General features: G+C 63.9%; 18 protein-coding genes and 1 pseudogene. 9 read left to right on the top strand and 10 right to left on the bottom strand.

What is annotated here, in order from left to right; translation table 11 throughout:
• Window positions 1-17 precede the first annotated feature (17 nt).
• Complete coding sequence (locus ACUCCZ_RS07645; protein ID WP_435917064.1) at window positions 18-2120, top strand: ABC transporter permease family protein; 2103 nt, start codon at window positions 18-20, stop codon at window positions 2118-2120.
• Between the two features lie 212 nt (window positions 2121-2332).
• On the opposite strand, the gene ACUCCZ_RS07640 is transcribed toward ACUCCZ_RS07645, so the two are convergent.
• The 6 genes from ACUCCZ_RS07640 to ACUCCZ_RS07615 form a co-directional block, all read right to left on the bottom strand.
• Complete coding sequence (locus tag ACUCCZ_RS07640) at window positions 2333-3310, bottom strand: esterase-like activity of phytase family protein (protein ID WP_435916959.1); 978 nt, start codon at window positions 3308-3310, stop codon at window positions 2333-2335.
• A gap of 129 nt (window positions 3311-3439) precedes the next feature.
• Window positions 3440-4294 carry a metal ABC transporter permease gene (locus ACUCCZ_RS07635; protein ID WP_435916958.1) on the bottom strand — a complete coding sequence of 285 codons (855 nt, stop codon included), beginning with the start codon at window positions 4292-4294 and terminating at the stop codon, window positions 3440-3442.
• Between the two features lies 1 nt (window position 4295).
• Complete coding sequence (locus ACUCCZ_RS07630) at window positions 4296-5147, bottom strand: metal ABC transporter ATP-binding protein (RefSeq protein ID WP_435916957.1); 852 nt, start codon at window positions 5145-5147, stop codon at window positions 4296-4298.
• 5 nt (window positions 5148-5152) lie between these two features.
• Window positions 5153-6085, bottom strand: a complete 933-nt coding sequence (locus ACUCCZ_RS07625; protein WP_435916956.1) for a metal ABC transporter solute-binding protein, Zn/Mn family — start codon at window positions 6083-6085, stop codon at window positions 5153-5155.
• Window positions 6086-6339: 254 nt separating this feature from the next.
• Window positions 6340-7803 (bottom strand): purine-cytosine permease family protein, encoded by a 1464-nt coding sequence (locus ACUCCZ_RS07620; RefSeq protein ID WP_435916955.1) that lies wholly within the window; start codon window positions 7801-7803, stop codon window positions 6340-6342.
• A gap of 383 nt (window positions 7804-8186) precedes the next feature.
• Window positions 8187-9236 (bottom strand): alcohol dehydrogenase catalytic domain-containing protein, encoded by a 1050-nt coding sequence (locus ACUCCZ_RS07615; protein WP_435916954.1) that lies wholly within the window; start codon window positions 9234-9236, stop codon window positions 8187-8189.
• A gap of 125 nt (window positions 9237-9361) precedes the next feature.
• Here ACUCCZ_RS07615 and ACUCCZ_RS07610 point away from each other — a divergent pair, with 125 nt between their 5' ends.
• Entirely contained in the window at window positions 9362-11056 is a 1695-nt protein-coding gene (locus tag ACUCCZ_RS07610) for a dihydroxyacetone kinase family protein (RefSeq protein WP_435916953.1), read from the top strand.
• A gap of 1 nt (window position 11057) precedes the next feature.
• Here ACUCCZ_RS07610 and ACUCCZ_RS07605 read toward each other — a convergent pair whose 3' ends face one another.
• Window positions 11058-11561 (bottom strand): phosphoribosyltransferase, encoded by a 504-nt coding sequence (locus tag ACUCCZ_RS07605; RefSeq protein WP_435916952.1) that lies wholly within the window; start codon window positions 11559-11561, stop codon window positions 11058-11060.
• Window positions 11562-11635: 74 nt separating this feature from the next.
• Here ACUCCZ_RS07605 and ACUCCZ_RS07600 point away from each other — a divergent pair, with 74 nt between their 5' ends.
• Window positions 11636-12094, top strand: a complete 459-nt coding sequence (locus tag ACUCCZ_RS07600; protein WP_435916951.1) for a hypothetical protein — start codon at window positions 11636-11638, stop codon at window positions 12092-12094.
• A gap of 8 nt (window positions 12095-12102) precedes the next feature.
• Here the strand turns inward: ACUCCZ_RS07600 and ACUCCZ_RS07595 are convergent.
• Window positions 12103-12248 (bottom strand): annotated as a pseudogene (locus tag ACUCCZ_RS07595) (GNAT family N-acetyltransferase); the annotation flags it as partial.
• A gap of 357 nt (window positions 12249-12605) precedes the next feature.
• Here ACUCCZ_RS07595 and ACUCCZ_RS07590 point away from each other — a divergent pair.
• The 5 genes from ACUCCZ_RS07590 (at window position 12606) to dapC (ending at window position 17830) form a co-directional block, all read left to right on the top strand.
• Window positions 12606-12944: a hypothetical protein gene (locus ACUCCZ_RS07590; RefSeq protein ID WP_435916950.1), complete on the top strand. Its 339-nt coding sequence runs from the start codon at window positions 12606-12608 to the stop codon at window positions 12942-12944.
• 341 nt (window positions 12945-13285) lie between these two features.
• Window positions 13286-14830: a Re/Si-specific NAD(P)(+) transhydrogenase subunit alpha gene (locus tag ACUCCZ_RS07585; RefSeq protein WP_435916949.1), complete on the top strand. Its 1545-nt coding sequence runs from the start codon at window positions 13286-13288 to the stop codon at window positions 14828-14830.
• A 3-nt stretch (window positions 14831-14833) separates the two neighbouring features.
• The gene (locus ACUCCZ_RS07580) at window positions 14834-16255 is read left to right on the top strand and encodes an NAD(P)(+) transhydrogenase (Re/Si-specific) subunit beta (RefSeq protein ID WP_435916948.1); all 1422 of its coding nucleotides are present in this window, start codon (window positions 14834-14836) and stop codon (window positions 16253-16255) included.
• A gap of 148 nt (window positions 16256-16403) precedes the next feature.
• Complete coding sequence (gene fdxA / locus ACUCCZ_RS07575) at window positions 16404-16724, top strand: ferredoxin (protein ID WP_435916947.1); 321 nt, start codon at window positions 16404-16406, stop codon at window positions 16722-16724.
• Window positions 16721-17830 (top strand): succinyldiaminopimelate transaminase, encoded by a 1110-nt coding sequence (dapC, locus tag ACUCCZ_RS07570; protein ID WP_435916946.1) that lies wholly within the window; start codon window positions 16721-16723, stop codon window positions 17828-17830. Before fdxA ends, dapC begins: the two co-directional genes overlap by 4 nt.
• Window positions 17831-17833: 3 nt before the next feature.
• On the opposite strand, the gene ACUCCZ_RS07565 is transcribed toward dapC, so the two are convergent.
• Both ACUCCZ_RS07565 and dapD read right to left on the bottom strand, forming a co-directional pair.
• Window positions 17834-18781 (bottom strand): hypothetical protein, encoded by a 948-nt coding sequence (locus tag ACUCCZ_RS07565; protein WP_435916945.1) that lies wholly within the window; start codon window positions 18779-18781, stop codon window positions 17834-17836.
• A gap of 1 nt (window position 18782) precedes the next feature.
• Entirely contained in the window at window positions 18783-19745 is a 963-nt protein-coding gene (gene dapD, locus ACUCCZ_RS07560; protein WP_435916944.1) for a 2,3,4,5-tetrahydropyridine-2,6-dicarboxylate N-succinyltransferase, read from the bottom strand.
• Between the two features lie 77 nt (window positions 19746-19822).
• Between dapD and ACUCCZ_RS07555 the strand changes: the two genes are divergently transcribed.
• Complete coding sequence (locus ACUCCZ_RS07555; protein ID WP_435916943.1) at window positions 19823-20017, top strand: hypothetical protein; 195 nt, start codon at window positions 19823-19825, stop codon at window positions 20015-20017.
• Window positions 20018-20022: the final 5 nt, after the last annotated feature.

Below are 20022 nucleotides of genomic sequence, written 5' to 3'. Positions count from 1 at the left end.
TGATTCGATCAGTGGTGATGGTTGTGGGTGTGGCCCTGGCAACACTGGGGTTAGCGGTGGGTATCACCCTGCCCCGCGTCACCGTCCAGCAGCAGGAGGTACGTGATGCGCGGACCCCTATCCTTGCTCCGGGTAGGCCGGCAAGCGGGCATGCCGGTTTCAAGGTGCAGGAATTACAGGTCGACGGCACGCCCTGGACGAGTTTCGTGGTGAACCACCCCGCTGACTGGCTGCCTCCGGGGCTGAAGCACTGGCCCCAACCGGGTCACACCATCGTTTCCCCGCGTCTGAAGTCGCTGATGGACGCCGGGGTCGTGAAAGTTTCCAGCTTAGGCACGGTCGATCCGGTGGTGGTGGATCGGGCTGCCTTGGCTTCACCCGATGAGTTGTTCTCGGTTACGACCACCCCCGATCAGGCTGGTTGCCGCGAGCTGAAGGGCTTCGGCTTGACCGGGATAGATGATTCTGGGGTGTCGTCACGTACTGCGTGGATCGAGGTGATCGGACTGGTTGGGCTGCCGGCAGCCATGTTGTTGTGGACGTCGCTGAGTCTGTCGGCCGCCTCGCGTCGCGACCGGTTCACGACGTTGGTGCGCATGGGATGCGACCCCGACTGGTGTGGCCAGGTCTTCGCCGCCGAGGTTTCCGGGACCGCTGGCCTGGGTGCTCTGCTCGGATTGGCGTTGTTCGTTCCCGTTCAAAACGTCCTCGGAACCAGCGGGGTGCTCGGGCTAACCTGGTGGCCTTGGCAGGCGAGGCTGAGATGGCCGGCGTGGCTGGCTATCGTCGTCATCATGGTGATCGTGAGTGGTCGGTTAGCCCGTCGCACCCTGCGAAGGTTGCTGGCTTCACGCCGCCCCCCGCGCTGCTGCGCCCGGCTTGGGACGGTGCGTCATCTGCTCGGGATCGTTGGTCTTCTCCTCGTCGTGGCTGCGATCGGTCTGGAAGGCTGGATTTGCCTGATGATGGCGTTCGCTCACGACGGCCAGCGCCTGGGGGACCGAGGCGCTGGATACATCATGGGTGGGGCTGTGCTTGGAACTCTCGGCGCCGTCATGTCAGCCCACCTCGTCATCGTGTGGTGCGCCGGTCGTGAGCAGCTGAGACTGCCCACTCGTCTCGGTTTGGCCCTGGCCCGGGCCCACTATCCGGATTCCGCTGCGATGGTGGTCGCATTGACGATCATGGTCGGCCTGGCCGGATTTGGATCGGGATTCCTCATTTCTGGTACCCACGACACCGAGGGGGATCCCCGCCATGTCCTCGTCCAGGTCCCTTTCACCGATCGGACCGCCACCGAACAGCAAGCCCTCCGGCGCATCACCCGGCCCCGACGCATGATCTACATGACCACCGATGGCCATACCCTTGTTGCCGCATCCTGCGCCGACTTGGCCGCCTTCGATCCCGATCCGCAACCCTGTCCAAGGATGCCGGCAATGAGGCGAGACGCGCCATCGACATGGACCTTTGGTTACGACAAACACACTACGGCCCGTACCATCAAGCCCGTCAGCTACCTACCCGTCACCTACGGTGATGACGCTCTCCTCGCTCGCAGCGACCCGAGGCTGGCAGGCCTCACTCCAGACTTCTTGGAGTTCACCGCAGACTCCACAACTGGCGATCTTGATCGGCTAGTGGATCAACTCCACGCCGCCGCGCCGTCCTATGCGGCCCATGCCGGGGCTGAGAACCCCGACACCCTACAGGCGTTTATCCAACAGCATGGAATCGTGCGTAGCGGCCTGGCGGCCGGATTCCTGCTGATCCTGGTGGCATGTACTGTCGCGTTTGTCGAACTGCGATGGGGAATGCGACATACCATTGCTGCTCAACAAGCCGTGGGTACCCCCGCCCATATCCTGCGAAGGTCCTTCTTGGTGCAGATGATCGTCACGATCCTGCCGGCCCAGTCGATGTCACTGGTGGTTGGAGTTCTGGCTGGTTGGGCGATCAATGCCGCGATCGGATCGACCGACGCGAATCAATCCTTCGACCTTTCCATTGCGGCGCTACCCGTCGCCATGTGGGCAGTCAGTGTGCTCGCCATCACAGTCACTGCTCTTGCGACCGGTGCGCCCCGTTTTCGGTTGTCGGTTTTGAGGGATAGTACGTAGACAAAGGAGTGATAGCCATCCGGCTGGCTGCTCAAACCGCCATCGATGCTCCGGCAACCTTCGTCTGGTACGCCATCGTTCAGACGCCGGTGTGCGGCAAGCCGTGACCGTTGTTGTCAACCGGGGCTGAAGTGCTCGGAGCAACAGCCGTTGAAGCCGAGAAGAATCCCTCAAGGGACTCGCCGTTGATGAACAGGCCACCCTTGGCGGCGTCATAGGTCGCCCCCCGGGACCGACTTCGCGTCGTTGACAGTGGTCGCCTTCGACAGGTCAATCTTGTACAGGCGCTTGAAGGTGCCCTTGCCCGGGTCGCCGTTACGCTCGTCGACGAGCAGGATGTGGTTTCCCAGGGCGGTGATCTCTGAGACGGAGGTCTTGGCCTGGCTCAGGTGCAGCTGGTACAGGTACTGCCCAGTGGTCCTGCCGCTCGCGACGTCGATGGTGACGATGCGCACGAAGGGGACCTTCTTGGAGCTGTCGGACAGATCCGGGGTCTCCAGGGCCGACTGTATGGTTCCGACCAGGGTCTTGCCGTCGAGGGTCAGGGTGAGACCTTCCATGCCACGGCTCGGGGTGCGCTCGCGAGGGAGGGTGCCGTCGAAGGGCTTGAGATGGGAGATCTCGCGTCCCTGGGCATCGAAATGAACGACATAGGGGCCGTACTCGTCGGAGACCCAGAAGCTGCCGTCTGGGGCGACGACGAGACCTTCGGAGTCGATGCCGGCCTTCGAAGGAGCGATCGTCCAGCCGTTGATGTAGACGATCGCCTCCCCGGTGGAGGCCTCCGGATTGACGGCACCGTTCATCGGTGTGCCGTCCTTGGTCGCCAGACCAATCCTCTTGACGAGCTCCATGTGGCTGTTGACCAGACGGAGCTTGGCAATCGAGGGCTGGAACTTGACCGGCTCGATCTTCTCATTGTCGGCATCGGAGTCAGTGTTCGGGCCGCGGTCGGTCAGACCGTAGTAGACGTCGTCAGGATCGCCGCTGCGATGGGCAAAGGCCGAACCGAATCCGCTGTCGGTGATCTTGACGCCATTCGGCGTGGTGGACAGCACCGGAGCGCCTCCGGTGTACACCTCGATGGCGTCCGTGATCGGTCCGGCGGAAGCAACCCCTGGTGCCAGCGGGCAGATCAGGGCAGCGGCGCAGGCGGTGGCGGCCAGGCCTCGGGCCGGGTGGCGATGCATGAATCATCCTCTCGACGGCGTACCGCACCAGGTCACAGTGCCCAGTTGATATCACGGTGACGTCGAGATGACAGCACAACGTCTTGTCGACAACAGTCGTCGACAAGACGTTGTGCGAGGAACGACGGTTCAAGCGACCCGACGGCTCCAACCGCGGCGCTGACGAATCGCGCCGAGGACAAGGCACACCAGATAGATGAGGAAGCTCACCGTCGTCACGTAGGGGCTGATCGGCAGGCCGGGCCCCAGGGACAGCAGGATGCCGCCCACCGCGGAGACCGTCGCGAAGATGATCGACAGCAGGGACATGGCCAGCGGATGTGCCGTCACCTTGGCGGCGGAAGCTGTCGGAGTGATGAGCAGGCTCAGCACCAGCAGGGCACCGACGAGCTGTACTGCCATAGCGGTGGTCAGACCGAGCAACAGCATGAAGACGATCGACAGGAACCGCATGGGGACCCCGCGAGCCTTGGCTGCCTCGGGATCCACCGACGCGAAGAACAGCGGTCTCCATATGATGCCCAGGCACACTGCAACGAAGATCGCGACGGCGACCAGGGTGCTCAGCTCGGTGGTGTTGACGGCGACGATCTGTCCGGTCAGCAGGCCGAACTTGTTGGACGATCTGCCCTTGTAGAGGCTCAGGAAGAGCACGCCAATGCCCATGCCGAAGGGCAGCATGATGCCTATGGAGGCGTTGCGCTCGGCGGCTTTGACGCCTAACAGCCCCAGGATGAGGGCGGCTACCAGGGATCCGACGACAGCACCCTGGGTGACCGATGCATCGAAGAACAGGGCCACTGCGGCGCCCGCGAAGGAGAGCTCCGAGGTGCCGTGAATCGCGAAGGCCAGGTCGCGGGCATGGATCATCGGCCCGATGAGACCTGCCAGGACCCCGAGGATGACACCGGCGATGATCGAGCCGTGAACCAGGGGAATGAGCTGGCTGAAACTGTCGAAGTTGATGATGGTGGAGAAATCCATGTCAGATCATCTTCTCGTCCTCGGGGGTCTGCGGACCGTGCAGGTGCGACGGTCCCTCGTCGTCGGCCAGCACGATGATCCGGTCGTCGTGACGGAAGACCTCGACGGGGGAGCCGTAGAGCTCGGTGAGGACCTCGGACCGCAGTACCTCGTCGGGGGTGCCGACGCGAACCTTGCCGCCAGCGACATACACCACTCGATCGACATAGGGCAGAACCGGGTTGATCTCGTGGGTGACGAAGAGCACCCCGAGCTCTCGGGTTCGACGCGCGTTGTCGATGAGTTTGGTGACCTCCTGCTGATGACGCAGGTCAAGGCTGGACAACGGCTCATCACACAGCAACAACTCAGGGTTGGTGACGAGGGCCTGGGCGATGCGCAGGCGTTGCTGCTCGCCACCGGAGGTCATCGTCAGCGGGGTGTCTGCGAACGCGGTGGCACCCACTGAGGCGATGGCCTCGTCAATGCGACGACGTCGAGAGCGACTGAACCAGCCGCATCCCCACTTGTGGCCGTCGATCCCCATGCCCACCAGATCGCGGCCGCGAATCGGAGCCGTCGTCTCCAAGGAGCGTTGCTGCGGAATGTAACCGATGCGGGTCGAGCCACGACGCACCGGACGACCGGCCACCATCGCGGTGCCGGCCGTCAGCGGAGTCTGCCCGAGAAGGACCCTCAGCAGGGTGGTCTTTCCCGCCCCGTTGGGCCCCAGAACGGCGATGAACTCACCGGGTTCCACGACGAGGTCGAGCCCCGACCACAGCACCCGGTCCCCAAAGGCGACCTTGGCGTCGGTGAGTCTGGCAGGCTCGATCCTCGTCGTCCCGGAGTTGTCACAGCGATGTGATGCCACGGGTGTCAGGCCAGGCCATTGTCAATGTCGATGATGGCCTTGCCAATGAAGTCCTGGTAGGTGACGACACCCTCCGGGAAGGTCTCCCATACGCCGACCTGTTGGATTCCGGCGCCCGTGGCAGCCTTCTGCAGCTCCTTCGTGACGGCGTCACTGGTCTGGCCGTTGACGAGGAGGATGGAGGCCTTCTTGTCAGCAATCAGCTTGGTGGTCTCGTGGACAACCTTGGTCGACGGGCCTGCCTCGGTCTCGGACTGCTCGATGAACTCCTCAGGAGTGATGTTCTTGATCTTCATGTCCTCGAGCAGGTAGCCAACCACCGGCTCGGTGGCAATGGCGGTGCTGTTCGGGTGCTTCTCGCCGACCTTGGCAGCGTGAGCCTTGAGATCGTCCAGCGTGGACTCGAAGTTCTTGAGGCCCGACTCGAAGGTGGCCTTGTTGTTCGGGGAGGCCTTGACCAGGTCGGACTCGACGGCCTTGGCAACTTTGCGAGCGCTGTCGATCGAGTAGAAGACATGCTCGTTGAACTCCTCCTGGCCGGGCTTCTTGAGGCCAGACGTCTCGACGGCGTCGATGAGGGTTGCCTTGGAACCGGTGCTCTTGAGGAGTTTCGGAGCCCAGTCGTCGTAACCGCCACCGTTGGCAATGGCGATCTCGGCCTTCGAGAAGGCGAGCTTGTCCTTGGCGGTGGCGTCGTAGTCGTGCGGGTCCTGATTGGGGTTGTCGATGACGGAGTGGACGTTGACCTTGTCTCCACCGATGGCCTTGGCGACCGAACCCCAGACGTTGGTCGAGGCGACGATGTCAACCTTGTCAGTCGCAGCGGCGGCCGAGGAAGCGCCCGAGGTGGAGGATCCGGGACCAGAGTTGCCGGAGCAACCAGCCATGCCCAGGGCGCAGGCGCTGATGGTTGCGATGGCCAGAAGACGACGGTGCATGTGGTGTTCCCCTTTCCAGTACGCAAGTGAGAACCATTGTCGTCTCCGGGGAGTGCATAAACAAGGCAGGGTACCCAAACAAAAGGACGATACAGAGCATTGGGAGCGGCTTGAAAGCACCTCACGACTGGTGGCGCCCCGAATCCGCGGAGAGTACAGATCCATCACCGTCAAGGCTGACTCGCGGTTTTCCACCGAGCGGCCCCTGCCGAAGGTGATGGGGTCGGTGGTCGGCTGTTCCAGCTATGGCTTGCTCATCGTGACTCTTGGCGACGCACTGTGCCGCGTCGGGCAATGAGGGTCACGACGTACCCGAGGACGAGGGCCTCGAGCACGCCGAGGTTGGCATAGGCCCAGTCACCCTCACGCCCTCCCAGGCCGAGAGGGCCGAGGAGGAAACCCTGCCAGTTGTTCCAGTTGACTCCCTCATAGGTATTGACGACCAGGCCCCAGCCCAAGATCGTCACGACGATGAAGGTGATGATCGAGGTGAGGTCGAAACGGTCGTATCGCCCCGCCCCGTCGAACAGATCGGCCTCGTCATAGGGCCGACGGCGAAGAGTGATGTCAGCCATCATGATGCCGGTCCAGGCTGACAGCGGCACACCCAGGGTCACCAGGAAGGACTGGAACGGGGAGATGAAGTTGGGTGCCACGAAGACGACGTAGAGGGTGCCCATTGTGAGGATCGTCCCGTCGATGAGAGAGGCAGCCGGGCGCGGAACGCGAATACCCAGGGTCAGCAGGGTCAGCCCGGAAGAATAGATGCCGTTGATCGCACCGGCCAGCAGGGAGAGGATCGCCGCCAGCAGGAATGGGATGAGGAACCACGTCGGCAGGATGGTCGCCAGGGCGCCGATGGGGTCGTCACCGATGGCGTCAGACAGGTCCTTGGAGGAGGCCGCCAGCAGCAGGCCACCAGTGATGAGGATGATGAGTGGCAACGACGCCCCGAAGACATTCCAGAAGGCGATGGAGAATCCCGAGGACTTGCGCGACTGGTACCGAGACCAGTCGGCGGCAATGCTCGTCCATCCCAGACCGGTGCCGGTCATGATGAGGGTGAGGGTGCCGATGAAGGCCGGGAAGGAGGCTGAGGGCAGACAGATCGCGGCATGCCAGTCGATGTGTCCGACGGCCATGATGAGATAGATGACGGTCAGGACGCCGGTGATCCACGTCAGGATGGCCTGCAGCTTCATGATGATGTGGTAGCCGGCCACAGCACCGCCCACGATAAGCAGGGCCACGACGATGGCGGCGACGATCTTGACGGAGTTCCCGGAACTCCACCCCAGCCGGTGGAAGATCGTGGTCGTCGCGAGGACGGCCGTGATGGCCAAGGAGGTCTCCCAGCCGATCGAGGTCATCCATGCGATGACGCCGGGAATCTTGTTTCCCTGGGTGCCAAAGGCTGCCCCCGAGAGGACCATGGTCGGGGCCGAGCCTCGCTTTCCGGCGACGGCGATGATCCCGCAGAAACCGAAGGAGACGATGACGCCGATGAGGGTGGCGGCCATGGCCTGCCAGAACGACACCCCGAACCCCAGCATGAAGGCTCCGTAGCTCATGCCAAAGACCGACACGTTGGAGGCGAACCAGGGGAGGAAGAGGTCCCGTGGGCGCGCGGTGCGCTGAGACTCCTCGACAACCTCGATTCCGGTGGTTTCGATGCCCTTGTGGGTCGCCGCGCTCGATTCGGTGGCGGTGTGCGTCATGAGCTGCCCTCTCGGATATTTTGCGGCGGCATTCTTGCACCATCAGAAGATCGGTGAATCTGCACGCCCTTGTGAGCGGCGTGTTGCTGCCCTGACAAGAATATGGTCGTGCCATGAGTATCGACGCTGATACCTGGGCATCCCCGCGCCCTGCTGAGCTGGTCACCGAGGCCGTCTAACAGGTCCACACCTGGCAACAGGACATCAATGGAGTGTCGAAGCACGGATGAACCGCGACCAGTCTGGCTGTGCGGGCCGACGACGTCACCAGCGTACCGCAAACTGCCGCCGTTCCCACGGGGGCGCTCGGTCTCGGTGGCGACCCACCGATTCGGCAACCCCGACACCGGGGCCGGCTCGGTGAAGCTGTGAAGTGATGCGGCTCAGTGCCGCGGATTGATGGCGATCTTCACCCCGGCGTGGCCGCGCACCGCGTTGACGGCCTCAGCCCACTGGGACAGGCCGAAGGTGTGAGTGACGATCGGGGTCTCGTCAATGTTTCCGCGCCCCAGCATCTCGACTGCTCGGTGGACGTCCGCGCGTCGGGCATTTGATCCTCCCGAGACCGTGAGCTCCTGATAGTGCACGGTGTTGGGGGTGATCGTCGCCGTCGATTCCTTGGGAAAGCCGGCGAACCAGCTCACCCGTCCGCCGGGCGCAGCGAGGTCAAGGGACTGCTCGGCCAGTTCATTGTGTCCGATGGCGACGATGACGAGGTCGGCACCAAGACCGTCGGTGCGTTCGGCAACGTCCTCAACCAGGTGGTTGGGGGAAGTCGGCACAGCTCCCAAGGCAGTGGCCCGGTCGCGTCGATCGGCGTGCTTCTCGCAGAGGATGACCTGTCCGGCTCCGCACGCCAGGTCGAGTTGGGCGTGAAGCAGGCCGATGGCTCCGCCACCGATGATGACCACCGTCTCTCCGGGATTGACCCCTCCATGGCGACGATGCCCGTTGAGGACGCAGGAGAGAGGTTCGGCCAGAGCCAGCCGGTTGGCTGGCATCTCGGAAGCCACCGGGACGACGTTGCCGCGAGAGACGGCTCGAGCCGGCACGCACAGCCAGGGAGCCAACCCGCCGTCGATCCGGTAGCCGATGAGCTCGCAGCGGCTGCACAGATGTTCGCGTCCTGCCAGGCAGGCTCGGCAGGTGCCGCAGGAGACGACGATGGAGACGGTCGCCTGCTGCCCGACGGTCAGTCCTTCCACTCCTTCGCCGAGGGAGGCGATACGTCCTGCGATCTCGTGGCCGAGGGTGACCCCAGAGCGTACCCCGGTGGTCTTCTCGCCGGAGATGATGCGTAGATCGGTGCCGCAGATCGTCGTCGCCTCAACGGCCAGGACCACCTCGCCGGGGCCCGGCTCAGGAACGGGTTTTTGGGCCAGATGAACGTCTCCGGGGCCGTTGAGGACCAGGGCAGGCATGGTGTGAGGCATGTGATCTCCTTCATCGGCTCCATTGTCCCATTTTCGGCACACCGGGCACTCTGTGGTGACACCAATTATCATGGATTATGGGAAAACACCATCAACGATGATGCGATGACAGGAGAGTTCCAACCATGACCCGACTCGTGAACAGCCCCGATGGTTTTCCGTCCCAGGCAGTCGCTGGACTCGCCAGCGCCTTCCCGAACCACCTGAGGCCGGTCTTCGGTGGAGTCGTTCGTGCCGTCCGTACAGATCGCAAGGTCGCCCTCGTCGTGGGCGGCGGATCAGGTCACTACCCGGCCTTCGCTGGCTGGGTCGGCCCGGGATTCGCCGACGGCGCCGTCTGCGGCAACATCTTCTCCTCGCCCTCGGCCTCACAGGCCTATTCAGTCTGCAAGGCAGCGGATCGGGGGGCCGGAGTCCTCATCGGGTTCGGCAACTATGCCGGCGACGTCCTGCACTTCGGACAAGCGGCTGAACGGTTGCGCAGCGAGGGCATCGACACCCGATGCCTGCTCGTCACCGACGACATCGCCTCCGCCGGCCCGGAGGACCACCTCAAGCGTCGTGGCATCGCCGGGGATCTCCCGGTCTTCAAGGTGACGGCGGCTGCCTGTGAGGAAGGCCGCGACATCGACGAGGTCGTCAAGGTCTTCGATCGTGTCAACGGACGCACCCGTTCCTTCGGGGTGGCTTTCGCTGGCTGCACCTTGCCGGGAGCTGACGACCCGCTGTTCCGTGTCGAGAACGGACAGATGGGTGTCGGCATGGGTATCCATGGTGAGCCGGGTATCCATGACGAGACCCTCGGCACGGCTGACGAGGTGGCCGCCATGCTCGTCGACGGCTTGCTGGCCGACCGCCCCGAGGACTCCGGATCCCGCGTCGTCCCGATCGTCAACGGTCTCGGGTCCACCAAGTACGAGGAACTCTTCGTGTTGTGGAATGACATCAGCCGTCGTCTCGAGGAGGCCGGACTGACGATCGTCGACCCGCAGGTGGGGGAGTTCGTCACCAGCCTCGACATGGCAGGTGTCTCCTTGACCTTGGTGTGGCTCGACGAAGTCATCGAACCGCTGTGGCTGGCTGCGTGCGACACCCCCGCCTATCGTCGTGGGGCTGTCGGTCAGGTTGATCTCGACACCACTGCGTTGCCCCAGGAGGCAGAACATGTCTTGGTTGCCGCTCCCGGATCGCAAGAGTCCCAGGAGCTTGCCGACGTCGTCGTCAGGGGATTGGAAGAAGTGGGGAGGACCCTGTCGGAGCGCGCCGATGAGCTCGGCCGACTCGACTCGGTTGCCGGTGACGGTGACCACGGCATCGGCATGACGCGTGGATCCCAGGCTGCACTCACCGAGGCAAAGCGGGTGAGAGGGGATGGCGCCGGCGCCGCCACCACTCTCAACGCTGCCGGTTCAGCCTGGGCCGAGCACGCTGGCGGCACCTCGGGTGCGCTGTGGGGAGCAGTGCTGACCGCATTCGGTGCGGTCCTGGGGGACGAGGATCCTGCCAGTGACGGCACCATTCGTCAGGCTGCTCGTGCTGCCCTCGACGCCGTCACCAGGTTGGGAGGGGCGAAGGTCGGCGACAAGACCATGGTCGACGCCATGGATCCCTTCGTGGCGACCTTGGAATCGTCAACGGATCCGTTGCCGCAGGCATGGAAGTCCGCATGTGAGGCTGCGAAGAAAGGGGCTCAGGCCACTTCCGAGGTGACCGCCAAGGTCGGTCGGGCGCGCCCATTGGGTGAGAAGTCCCTGGGCACGCCCGATCCGGGAGCGGTGTCCTTCCATGACGTGGTCGTCGCGGCGGGGTCGATGCTCTGACTCAGCGTTGACCGACAGGAGGCTTCACACTCCAGGGGAACACGATCCACTTGTCAGTTGCCTTCCACACGAAGTCCGGGTTGATGACGGTGGTCGGCTTGGCGTAGAGCACCGCCGAGCGGACGTCGGCGCCGAATCCGCGCAGCAGCTTGAGCACGAGTGCCAGGGTGCGGCCGGAATCGGCGACGTCGTCGACGACGAGGATTCGCTTGCCGCGGATGGAGTCGGTGTCGAGCATCGGGGCCAACAGCACCGGATCAGGCAGGGTTTCCTCGACATTGGTATAGAATTCGACGTTGATGGCGTCGGTGAGCTTGACGCCGAGGGAGTAGGTGAGAGCTCCGCCCGGGATCATGCCGCCGCGAGCCACCGCGATCACGATCTCGGGATCAAAGTCCGAATCGTGGATCTGGGTGGCGAGTTCGTCGGTGGCGGCACCGAAGGTTTCCCAGGTGAGGATTTCCTTGCACTCAAGGTCACTGGCGTCAGCATGGTACGCGGTCATGGAGCAACCCTAGCGACCCCGTAGAACCCGCGTCCGAGTACAAGCTGAAGGTACGCTTCAACGGGGGAGACATCATGGCTGAGCCCAGTGGGCAGAAACGCGACGAGAGGCCGAGCTGGACGGGACGGGCGATCCTGGCAGGAATCGGGTTCTTCGTGGTGGCATGCCTGGTTTCCTGGGTCCGGCTCGAGTACTACTCTCAGGCGGTTGGCATCGTCGGAGCGGCCCTCTACACGCTCCTGTTGTGGTTCTCGGCTGGTTCCTTCGTTCTTGCCATTTGTGGTGTCGGGCGACCACGGCTTGCTCTCGGTCCCCGGTCGCTGCGGGCTCCGGTCATCGTCGGTGCGACATGTCTTGTCGCCGGTTTTGTTGTCCAGTCCGCCGCGGCCCAGTTGATTGCGCACAGAGGGGGCATTCGGGTGACGGTGTTCTCCGAGGTCTTCACCAACTTCGTCGTTCTCATTCAGGAGTTCGGGATCGTCTGCCTCGCCGCGAGCCTGGTGGTGGCGTGCATCCGCTCCCGTGACCGTTGAGGGACAGGCTGATCATCGCGGCGAGCCTGCCGCATGAGTTCGGTCATGAGTGCGCGCCCTACCCCTTGCTCCCCCCCTGCTGAGGTGTCGAGCCAGATGGTCGCCTCCGCTGTGACGTCATACCCGCCGCCCCGCGGAAACGGTGGCAAGTGGCGTGACCCACCGTCGTTGCCACCGTGTGTTCGTTGTAGATGCCGCTTGCGACGGGAGGGGTACCATCGCTACGTTTTCGGGTGCCGTGACGATCGACGGTAGCCAGAGAGGTTCAAGAATGACGGACACCACATCGCCTCAAGGCCCCGAATGGGGCCGACCGGTACCTCCTCGGCAAGGGCCTGTTCCACCACAGGGGCAGGGATATCCACCACAAGGTCCATTCCCTCCCCACAATCCCAACCCGTGCACCCCCAACCCCCAATAGGGATTTTCCGCATACCCGCCGCCGGGATTTGCGTCCCAGCCGAGGCAACCTGATCCCATCCTCGGGCTGATTCGAGGCACGTTGGGCAATGTGCGTCGCGTTGCGGTTGTCGTAGGGCTGTTGCTGAGCTTCGTCGCTCTTCTGGCCCCGTGGGTCAGTCTCGGTCTCGGAGCCGGCCTCGAAATATCGCTCAATGGTCTCGGAACGCTGAATCTCAACGGTGTCACCTCTGACGGTATGGGCGAGTGGGCGGTGAGAGTCCGGCTGACGGTCCTGCTGATGGTGGTGTACCTCGCCATGGCCGTCATAGCGATGATGGCTGATCACCTCCGCTCGCGCACCTACGAGATCGTGCTGACGGTACTGGCGGCGGTGCTTGTCCTGTTCATGATCTGGGGGGGTTATCAACTCGACCGGCAACAACGGTAACTCAAGGGCGGGGGTGTGGTTCTTCCTCGTCTTCGTGCTGTTGACCGCAGCAGCGCAGGTGTGGCAACTCGTTCTGACATTAAGGGCTACGTCTGGCATCGCTGGTTACCGACAGCCCGGAGTCCCTGCAGGTCCGCCTCAGGGGCCATGGGGGCAACCCCCCGCGCAGCAGCCCTGGAATCCTGCTCCTGGCCCGAACGGGCCTCATCCGGGCAACTGACGACCTGATGGGGCACTGCCAATCGGCGGTGCCCCATTTCTCGTCAGAGATGACCCCCAACATGGGGAAACGTGCAACCCCGATGTCGTATCCAAGGACGTTTGGCCGTAAAGTCACCATCATGATCATCGGAATCCCACGGGAATCACTCCCGGGTGAGAATCGGGTCGCCGCGACTCCGACGACTGTTCCCGCCCTACTCAAACTCGGCTACGAGGTGGTCGTCGAGTCCGGAGCCGGCGAGCACGCCGCTCTGCCTGACCACGTGTACGAAGAGGCTGGTGCCAAGATCGTCGGACCGGGGCAGGCGTGGAACGCTGACCTCGTGTTGGCCGTCAACGAGCCCACCGACGACCAGATCGCCCTCATGCACACCGGAGCCGTTCTCGTCACCTTCCTTCACCCGCGTCAGGACCTTGCCCTCACCGAGAAGCTTGCTGCTGCCGGTATCACTGGCCTGAGCATGGACATGGTCCCGCGCATCTCGCGTGCGCAGTCCATGGACGCTCTGTCCTCAATGGCCAACATCTCGGGTTACCGGGCCGTCGTGGAGGCTGCATTCGCGTACGGTCGCACCTTCGGTGGCCAGGTCACCGCTGCTGGCAAGGTTCCGCCAGCCAAGGTCTTCGTCATCGGCACCGGTGTGGCCGGTCTGGCTGCCCTGGGCGCCGCCAACTCGATGGGCGCCGAGGTGTACGCCACCGATGTCCGTCCCGAGACCGCCGAGCAAGTCCAGTCAATGGGTGCCACCTTCCTGCACGTGCGCACCGGCGACTCCGATCAGGGCGTCAGTTCCGATGGCTACGCCAAGGAGACCAGCGACGACTACAACGTCCGCGCTGCCGAGCTCTACATGGAGCAGGCTGGAAAGGACGACGTCATCATCACCACGGCAGCCATCCCTGGCAAGCCCTCTCCCAAACTCATCACCGCCGAGATGGTCGCTGCCATGAAGCCCGGTAGCGTCATCGTCGACCTCGCCGCCCTGGGTGGCGGCAACTGCGAGCTCACTCATCCCGGTGAGTCCTACGTCACCGAGAACGGCGTGACGATCATCGGCTACACCGACCTGCCGTCCCGTCTGCCGGGCCAGGCCAGCCAGCTCTACGGCACCAACCTCGTCAATCTGTTGAAGCTGGCCACCCCGGAGAAGAACGGTGAGCTCGTCCTCAACTTCGACGACGAGGTCATCCGCACTATGACGGTTTGCCACGAAGGTCAGGTGGCCTTCCCACCGCCGCCGGTGCAGGTCGCCGCTGCGCCCAAACCGGTCGCCAAGGCCGAACCGGCCACCCCGGTGGCTCCGGAGAAGGAGCCGCGTCCGTGGCCCCAGACCTTCAGCATCGTCGCGGCGTTGTCGATCGCCCTCATCGCCCTGCTGACCTTTTCCCCAACCGAGTTCGTCGCCCTCTTCGGTACCTTCGCGATCGCCGTGGTCGTCGGCTACTACGTCGTGTGGAACGTCACCCACGCCCTCCACACCCCGCTCATGAGCGTCACGAACGCCATCAGCGGCATCATCATCGTCGGCGCCATCACCCAGCTCGGCAGCGAGTCGTGGGGTATCCGGATCGTCGCTGCGGTGACCGTGCTCATCGCCAGTATCAACATCTTCGGCGGTTTCACAGTCACCCAGCGCATGCTCAAGATGTTCAGGAAGGCCTGATCCATGACGTCAACACTTCTCATTGCCCCGATGGCCGGGTCGTTGGTGAACTTCGTCAACGCCTCGTTCATCGTCGCGGGCCTGCTGTTCATCTTCGCCCTCGCCGGTCTGTCCAAATTCGAGACCTCCAAGAAGGGCAACGCCTACGGCATCCTCGGCATGGTCATCGCGATCGTCGCGACGATCGTCGCGCTGGTGAAGCTGCCGGGATACTCGCCGGTGTCCATGGTCCTGCTCTTCGTCCCGATGCTCATCGGTGGTGCCTTCGGTGTGTGGAAGGCCCTCAAGGTCGAGATGACCGGAATGCCTGAGCTCATCGCTCAGCTGCACTCCTTCGTCGGTCTGGCCGCCGTCCTCATTGGTTTCAATGCCTTCGCCGAGGAGGGGACCGGAGCCAGCACCTTCCAGCTCTCGGAGATCTGGATCGGCATCTTCATCGGTGCCCTGACCTTCACCGGATCCCTGGTGGCCTGGGGCAAGTTGTCGGGCAAGGTTCCCTCGAAGCCGCTGACCCTGCCGGGCCGCAACTGGATCAACCTCGGTCTGCTGGTCGTCATCATCGGCTGCGGCATCTGGTTCTCCAACGTCTCCGGCGGTATCGCCTGGCTGCCGCTGGCCCTGTTGACGCTGGCCTCGCTGTTCCTCGGCTTCCACCTCGTTGCTGCCATCGGTGGTGCGGACATGCCGGTCGTCATCTCAATGCTGAACAGCTACTCTGGTTGGGCGGCCGCCTTCTCCGGGTTCAGCCTCCACATCCCGGTGCTCATCGTCACCGGCGCCCTTGTGGGCTTCTCCGGCGCCATCCTGTCCTACATCATGTGCAAGGCCATGAACCGCTCGTTCGCGTCGGTCATCCTGGGCGGTTTCGGCGATGCCCCGGCTGCTGAGGGTGATGGCCCTGACGGTGAGATCACCGAGATTAAGGCTGACGAGCTGGCCTCCCAGCTGTCCGATGCCTCCTCGGTCATCATCGCTCCCGGTTACGGCATGGCCGTGGCCCAGGCCCAGTACCCGGTGGCCGAACTGGCCAAGAAGCTGCGCGACAAGGGGGTGGACGTCAAGTTCGCCATCCATCCGGTTGCCGGACGTCTGCCCGGTCACATGAACGTGCTGCTTGCCGAGGCTCATGTGCCCTACGACATCGTCATGGAAATGGACGAGATCAATGACGACTTCGCTGACGCCGACGTCGTCCTGGTCATCGGAGCCAACGACACCGTCAACCCGGCTGCCATGGATCCCGGCACCCCGATCTCGGGCATGCCCGTTCTCCACGTGTGGGAGGGCCACGAGGTCGTCGTCTTCAAGCGCTCCATGAAGCCTGGTTACGCCGGCGTCGAGAACCCGCTGTTCTTCGCCGACAACACGCGGATGCTCTTCGGTGACGCCAAGGCTAGTGTTGACGCCCTGGTCGCCGCTCTCTGAGGCACGCTGACAACCTGATTCCGGCGCCCACGGCCGTCCGACGGTCGTGGGCGCCGGTGCATGTCGAGGGATGCATGTCGCGGCGCGGCACTATGATGACGGTGAATGTCTATCAGGCCCCTTGCCAGGGCCGGAACAAGGAGAAGACGTGACCTACGTCATCGGTCTGCCCTGCGTGGACGTCAAGGATCGTGCCTGCGTTGAGGAGTGCCCCGTCGATTGTATCTACGAGGGCGAGCGGAGCCTCTACATCCATCCTGAGGAGTGCGTCGACTGTGGTGCATGCGAACCCGTCTGCCCCGTCGAGGCCATCTACTACGAGGATGACCTGCCCGGTGAGCAGGAGCAGTTCCTCGACATCAACGCCGAGTTCTTCAACGAACTGGGTTCCCCGGGCGGCGCTGCCCGTCTCGGCCCGACCCACAAGGACCACCCGGCCGTCGAGGCCCTGCCCCCTCAGGGCGAATGAGCCGCCGAATCGTCTCGGAGAGTTTGCCCACCTTCCCCTGGGACACCATTGCCGGCGCCAAGGTCAAGGCTCAGTCCCATCCCGGTGGCATCGTTGACGTGTCAGTGGGCACCCCGGTCGATCCAACTCCCCAGATCGTCACCGAGGCCCTGACTGCCACCAGTGACGCCCACGGCTACCCGCAGGTGTGGGGGACACCCGCACTGCGAGTCGGCATCCTGGACCACATGAAGCAGGTCTGGGGGGCGCCCGCGCAGCTTGGTGAGACCAGCGTCCTGCCGGTCATCGGAACCAAAGAATTGGTGGCCTCGCTGCCCAGCCAGCTTGGTCTGGGCCCGGACTCCACGATCGTCATTCCGGCCTGCGCCTACCCGACATACCAGGTTGGCGCCCAGCTTGCCGGAGCCACCGTGCAAGCCGTGAACGAGCCTGATGAGGTCGAGGGCCATCCCGACCTCATCTGGATCAACTCTCCGGCCAATCCGTCAGGACGCATCCTCGACCTCGACGAGATGAAGGCCTGGGTGGAGTTCGCCCGCAGCACCGGAGCCGTTCTGGCCTCCGACGAGTGCTATGGCGAGTTCGTCTGGGAGGGGGAGTGCGTCTCCGTCCTCAACGAGAGGGTCAACGGCGGGGACGTCACCGGCCTGCTGGCCTGCTTGTCGATGTCCAAGCGGTCGAACATGGCCGGATACCGTGCGGGATTCGTCGTCGGTGACTCCGCTCTCACCAGCGAGTTGCTCACCCTTCGCAAGCACTCCGGACTCATGCTGTCGGCTCCGGTCGCCGCGGCCATGCAGGTCGCTCTGGCCGACCGCTCCCACGTGTGGGAGCAGGTGAAGCGCTACCAACTGCGTCGTGAGGTGCTCAAGCCAGCCCTCGAGCAGGCCGGTTTCCGAATCGATCATTCCGAGGGTTCGCTCTACCTGTGGGCGACCGAGGGCGAGGACTGTCGGGCCACCCTGGACAGGTTGGCTGATCTTGGCATCCTGTGTTCACCGGGTGATTTCTACGTCGATGGTGGCTCTGACCACGTCCGTATCGGGCTGACGGCCACCGACGAGAGGATCAACGCCGCGGCCGAGAGGTTGTCCGAGGCTCGCTGAGAGTCAGCTGTGGGCGGTGACGGTGCCGGTGACTCGGCCCGCGCCGCTGGTAGCGGGACTCGCGGACGGGCCGGTGGCTGCACGCCACGAGGCGTAGTGCTCCGGGTCAGCGGTCCAACTCGTCGTCGCCACGGTAGCGCGATCAATCGGCCCCAGATTCGTACTCGCCATCGTCAGAGCCACTGCCGCTCGGGCCAGCACAAGATCCGTCGCGGTGAAGGACACCGTTGATCCCTTGGTCTGGATGGCGATCTTGTCCGCCAACCCCGTGCGCACGGTCTGGGTGAGCTTGTTGATGATCGCCTTCTCGGGCGACCTGTTGACACAGGACAACGCCGAGGGGGAGTGCCCTGTCAGCGTTGAGGCCCACGCCTCGGCCAGAGGCTCATGCTTGCGGTAGGCCTCCGGGTAACCTGAGCGTTGCACCTGTTGGGCGGCGTCGTTGACGCTGATGTCCTTCCAGTTTCCGAACTTCACCAGCTCCTCGTAGAACTTCCCGGAGGAGTACCACGGGTCCATGATCTGCGTGGGAGTTCCCCACCCCTGGGAAGGACGCTGCTGGAAGAGCCCCAGGGAGTCGCGATCGCCGTAGTCGATGTTGCGCAGCCTCGATTCCTGCATGGCGGTCGCCAGGGCGATGGTGGCCGCGCGGACCGGCATCCCGCGTCGAATCGACTCGGCGGCGATGATGGCGGCATTCTGGGACTGTTCCAGATCGAGGTCGTAGGACTGGCCGGACACCGTCACCCGGCAGCCCTCCGGCTCGACCGTGCCGAATGGGTCGACGGCTTTCCACACCTCGTGGCCTCCCCAGCCCAGTCCCGCCAGGATCGCCAACACGACGACGAGTGCAGCTGTCGACCTGGCCGGACTGGTGGAAAGGCGCTTACGTCGACCCCGGGGTCGTCGTGTGGAGGCAGACCGGGCCCGGCGCGGGGAGGACTTCGTCATGTCAGTTCTGGTGCAGATTCGTGTTGAGCTCGATCTTGTGGTCCCCACGTCCGAGAGCTTTGACGACGCCGGTCGTCGAGTCGCGGATGTAAAGGATGTCGTCGGCACCAGAGAGCTCTGAGGCCTTGACGGTCTTGCCGTCGGGCAGGGTCACCTTGGTCCCGGCAGTGACGTACAGGCCCGCCTCGACGACACAATTGTCGCCCAGGGAGATGCCGATTCCGGCCTCGGCGCCCAACAGGCAACCCTTACCGATCGTCACCTGTTCCTTACCACCGCCCGACAAGGTGCCCATGATGGACGCTCCGCCGCCGATGTCGGTGCCGTCGCCGACGACGACGCCCTGGCTGATACGTCCCTCGACCATGGAGTGCCCCAGGGTACCGGCGTTGAAGTTGACGAACCCCTCGTGCATGACGGTGGTTCCCTCGGCTAGGTGAGCTCCCAGGCGAACGCGATCGGCGTCACCGATGCGGACCCCGGTGGGAACGACGAAGTCGACCATACGTGGGAACCTGTCGACGAGGAGGACGGTAAAAGGGGCATGAGCGATGCGCGCCTGCATGCGGGCCCTGTCCAGATCGGCCACCCGGATCGGACCGATGGTCGTCCATGCGTTGTTGGGAAGCACACCGAAGATACCGTCGAGGTTGATGGTGCGTGGCTGGGCCATGCGCGACGACAGCAGATGCAGCCGCAGGTAGGCGTCGGGGACGTCAGCCGGTGCCTCGTCGAGATTGATAACGGTGCGCACCACCTCGGTGTGCACGTTGCGGATGGCGTCGCGACCGGTTTCGGTGACCCGGTACAGGTCGTCAGGGGCCTTGGACTCGTCGGGGGTGCCCAATTTGGGTTCGGGGTACCAGGTGTCCAGGACGTCGCCGCCCTCGTGGACGGTGGCCAGTCCCCAACCCCATGCCTGACGGTCGGCCTGGACGGTCTGTGAAGTCGTCGTCTGCGTCATGACCATGAGTTTAGTTGCAAGGTCCGACGACCTGGAGGTGTCAGCGCCGTCCACGTGGGGTGACACATCGTGGACAAGTGCCGCTCATGGTCTTGGTCCTCGTCGGGTTGGCGGTTGGTCTGGTCCTCGCCCTCCTGGCCGATGAGCCGACGCCGTCCCTGGACACCGAAAAGGTTTTCGACGTGGCTGAGAGCCTTGCCGATCAGACTCATCCCCGCGGCACCGGCACCGAGGTGGTCCAGACCCGGATGCCAGACGGTTCAGTACAGTGAAGACC

This window comes from Cutibacterium nasicola, from assembly GCF_052654715.2.
Note: the sequence above shows the minus strand (reverse complement) of the source record. Positions and strands in the feature narration are given on the sequence as shown.

Bases quoted from the DNA above. Each gene is read 5' to 3' on its own strand.
- ACUCCZ_RS07645 (WP_435917064.1), top strand. From the start codon at position 18: ATGGTTGTGGGTGTGGCCCTGGCAACACTGGGGTTAGCGGTGGGTATC.
- ACUCCZ_RS07640 (WP_435916959.1), bottom strand. From the start codon at position 3,310: ATGCATCGCCACCCGGCCCGAGGCCTGGCCGCCACCGCCTGCGCCGCT.
- ACUCCZ_RS07635 (WP_435916958.1), bottom strand. From the start codon at position 4,294: ATGGATTTCTCCACCATCATCAACTTCGACAGTTTCAGCCAGCTCATT.
- ACUCCZ_RS07625 (WP_435916956.1), bottom strand. From the start codon at position 6,085: ATGCACCGTCGTCTTCTGGCCATCGCAACCATCAGCGCCTGCGCCCTG.
- ACUCCZ_RS07620 (WP_435916955.1), bottom strand. From the start codon at position 7,803: ATGACGCACACCGCCACCGAATCGAGCGCGGCGACCCACAAGGGCATC.
- ACUCCZ_RS07615 (WP_435916954.1), bottom strand. From the start codon at position 9,236: ATGCCTCACACCATGCCTGCCCTGGTCCTCAACGGCCCCGGAGACGTT.
- ACUCCZ_RS07610 (WP_435916953.1), top strand. From the start codon at position 9,362: ATGACCCGACTCGTGAACAGCCCCGATGGTTTTCCGTCCCAGGCAGTC.
- ACUCCZ_RS07605 (WP_435916952.1), bottom strand. From the start codon at position 11,561: ATGACCGCGTACCATGCTGACGCCAGTGACCTTGAGTGCAAGGAAATC.
- ACUCCZ_RS07600 (WP_435916951.1), top strand. From the start codon at position 11,636: ATGGCTGAGCCCAGTGGGCAGAAACGCGACGAGAGGCCGAGCTGGACG.
- ACUCCZ_RS07585 (WP_435916949.1), top strand. From the start codon at position 13,286: ATGATCATCGGAATCCCACGGGAATCACTCCCGGGTGAGAATCGGGTC.
- ACUCCZ_RS07580 (WP_435916948.1), top strand. From the start codon at position 14,834: ATGACGTCAACACTTCTCATTGCCCCGATGGCCGGGTCGTTGGTGAAC.
- dapC (WP_435916946.1), top strand. From the start codon at position 16,721: ATGAGCCGCCGAATCGTCTCGGAGAGTTTGCCCACCTTCCCCTGGGAC.
- ACUCCZ_RS07565 (WP_435916945.1), bottom strand. From the start codon at position 18,781: ATGACGAAGTCCTCCCCGCGCCGGGCCCGGTCTGCCTCCACACGACGA.
- dapD (WP_435916944.1), bottom strand. From the start codon at position 19,745: ATGACGCAGACGACGACTTCACAGACCGTCCAGGCCGACCGTCAGGCA.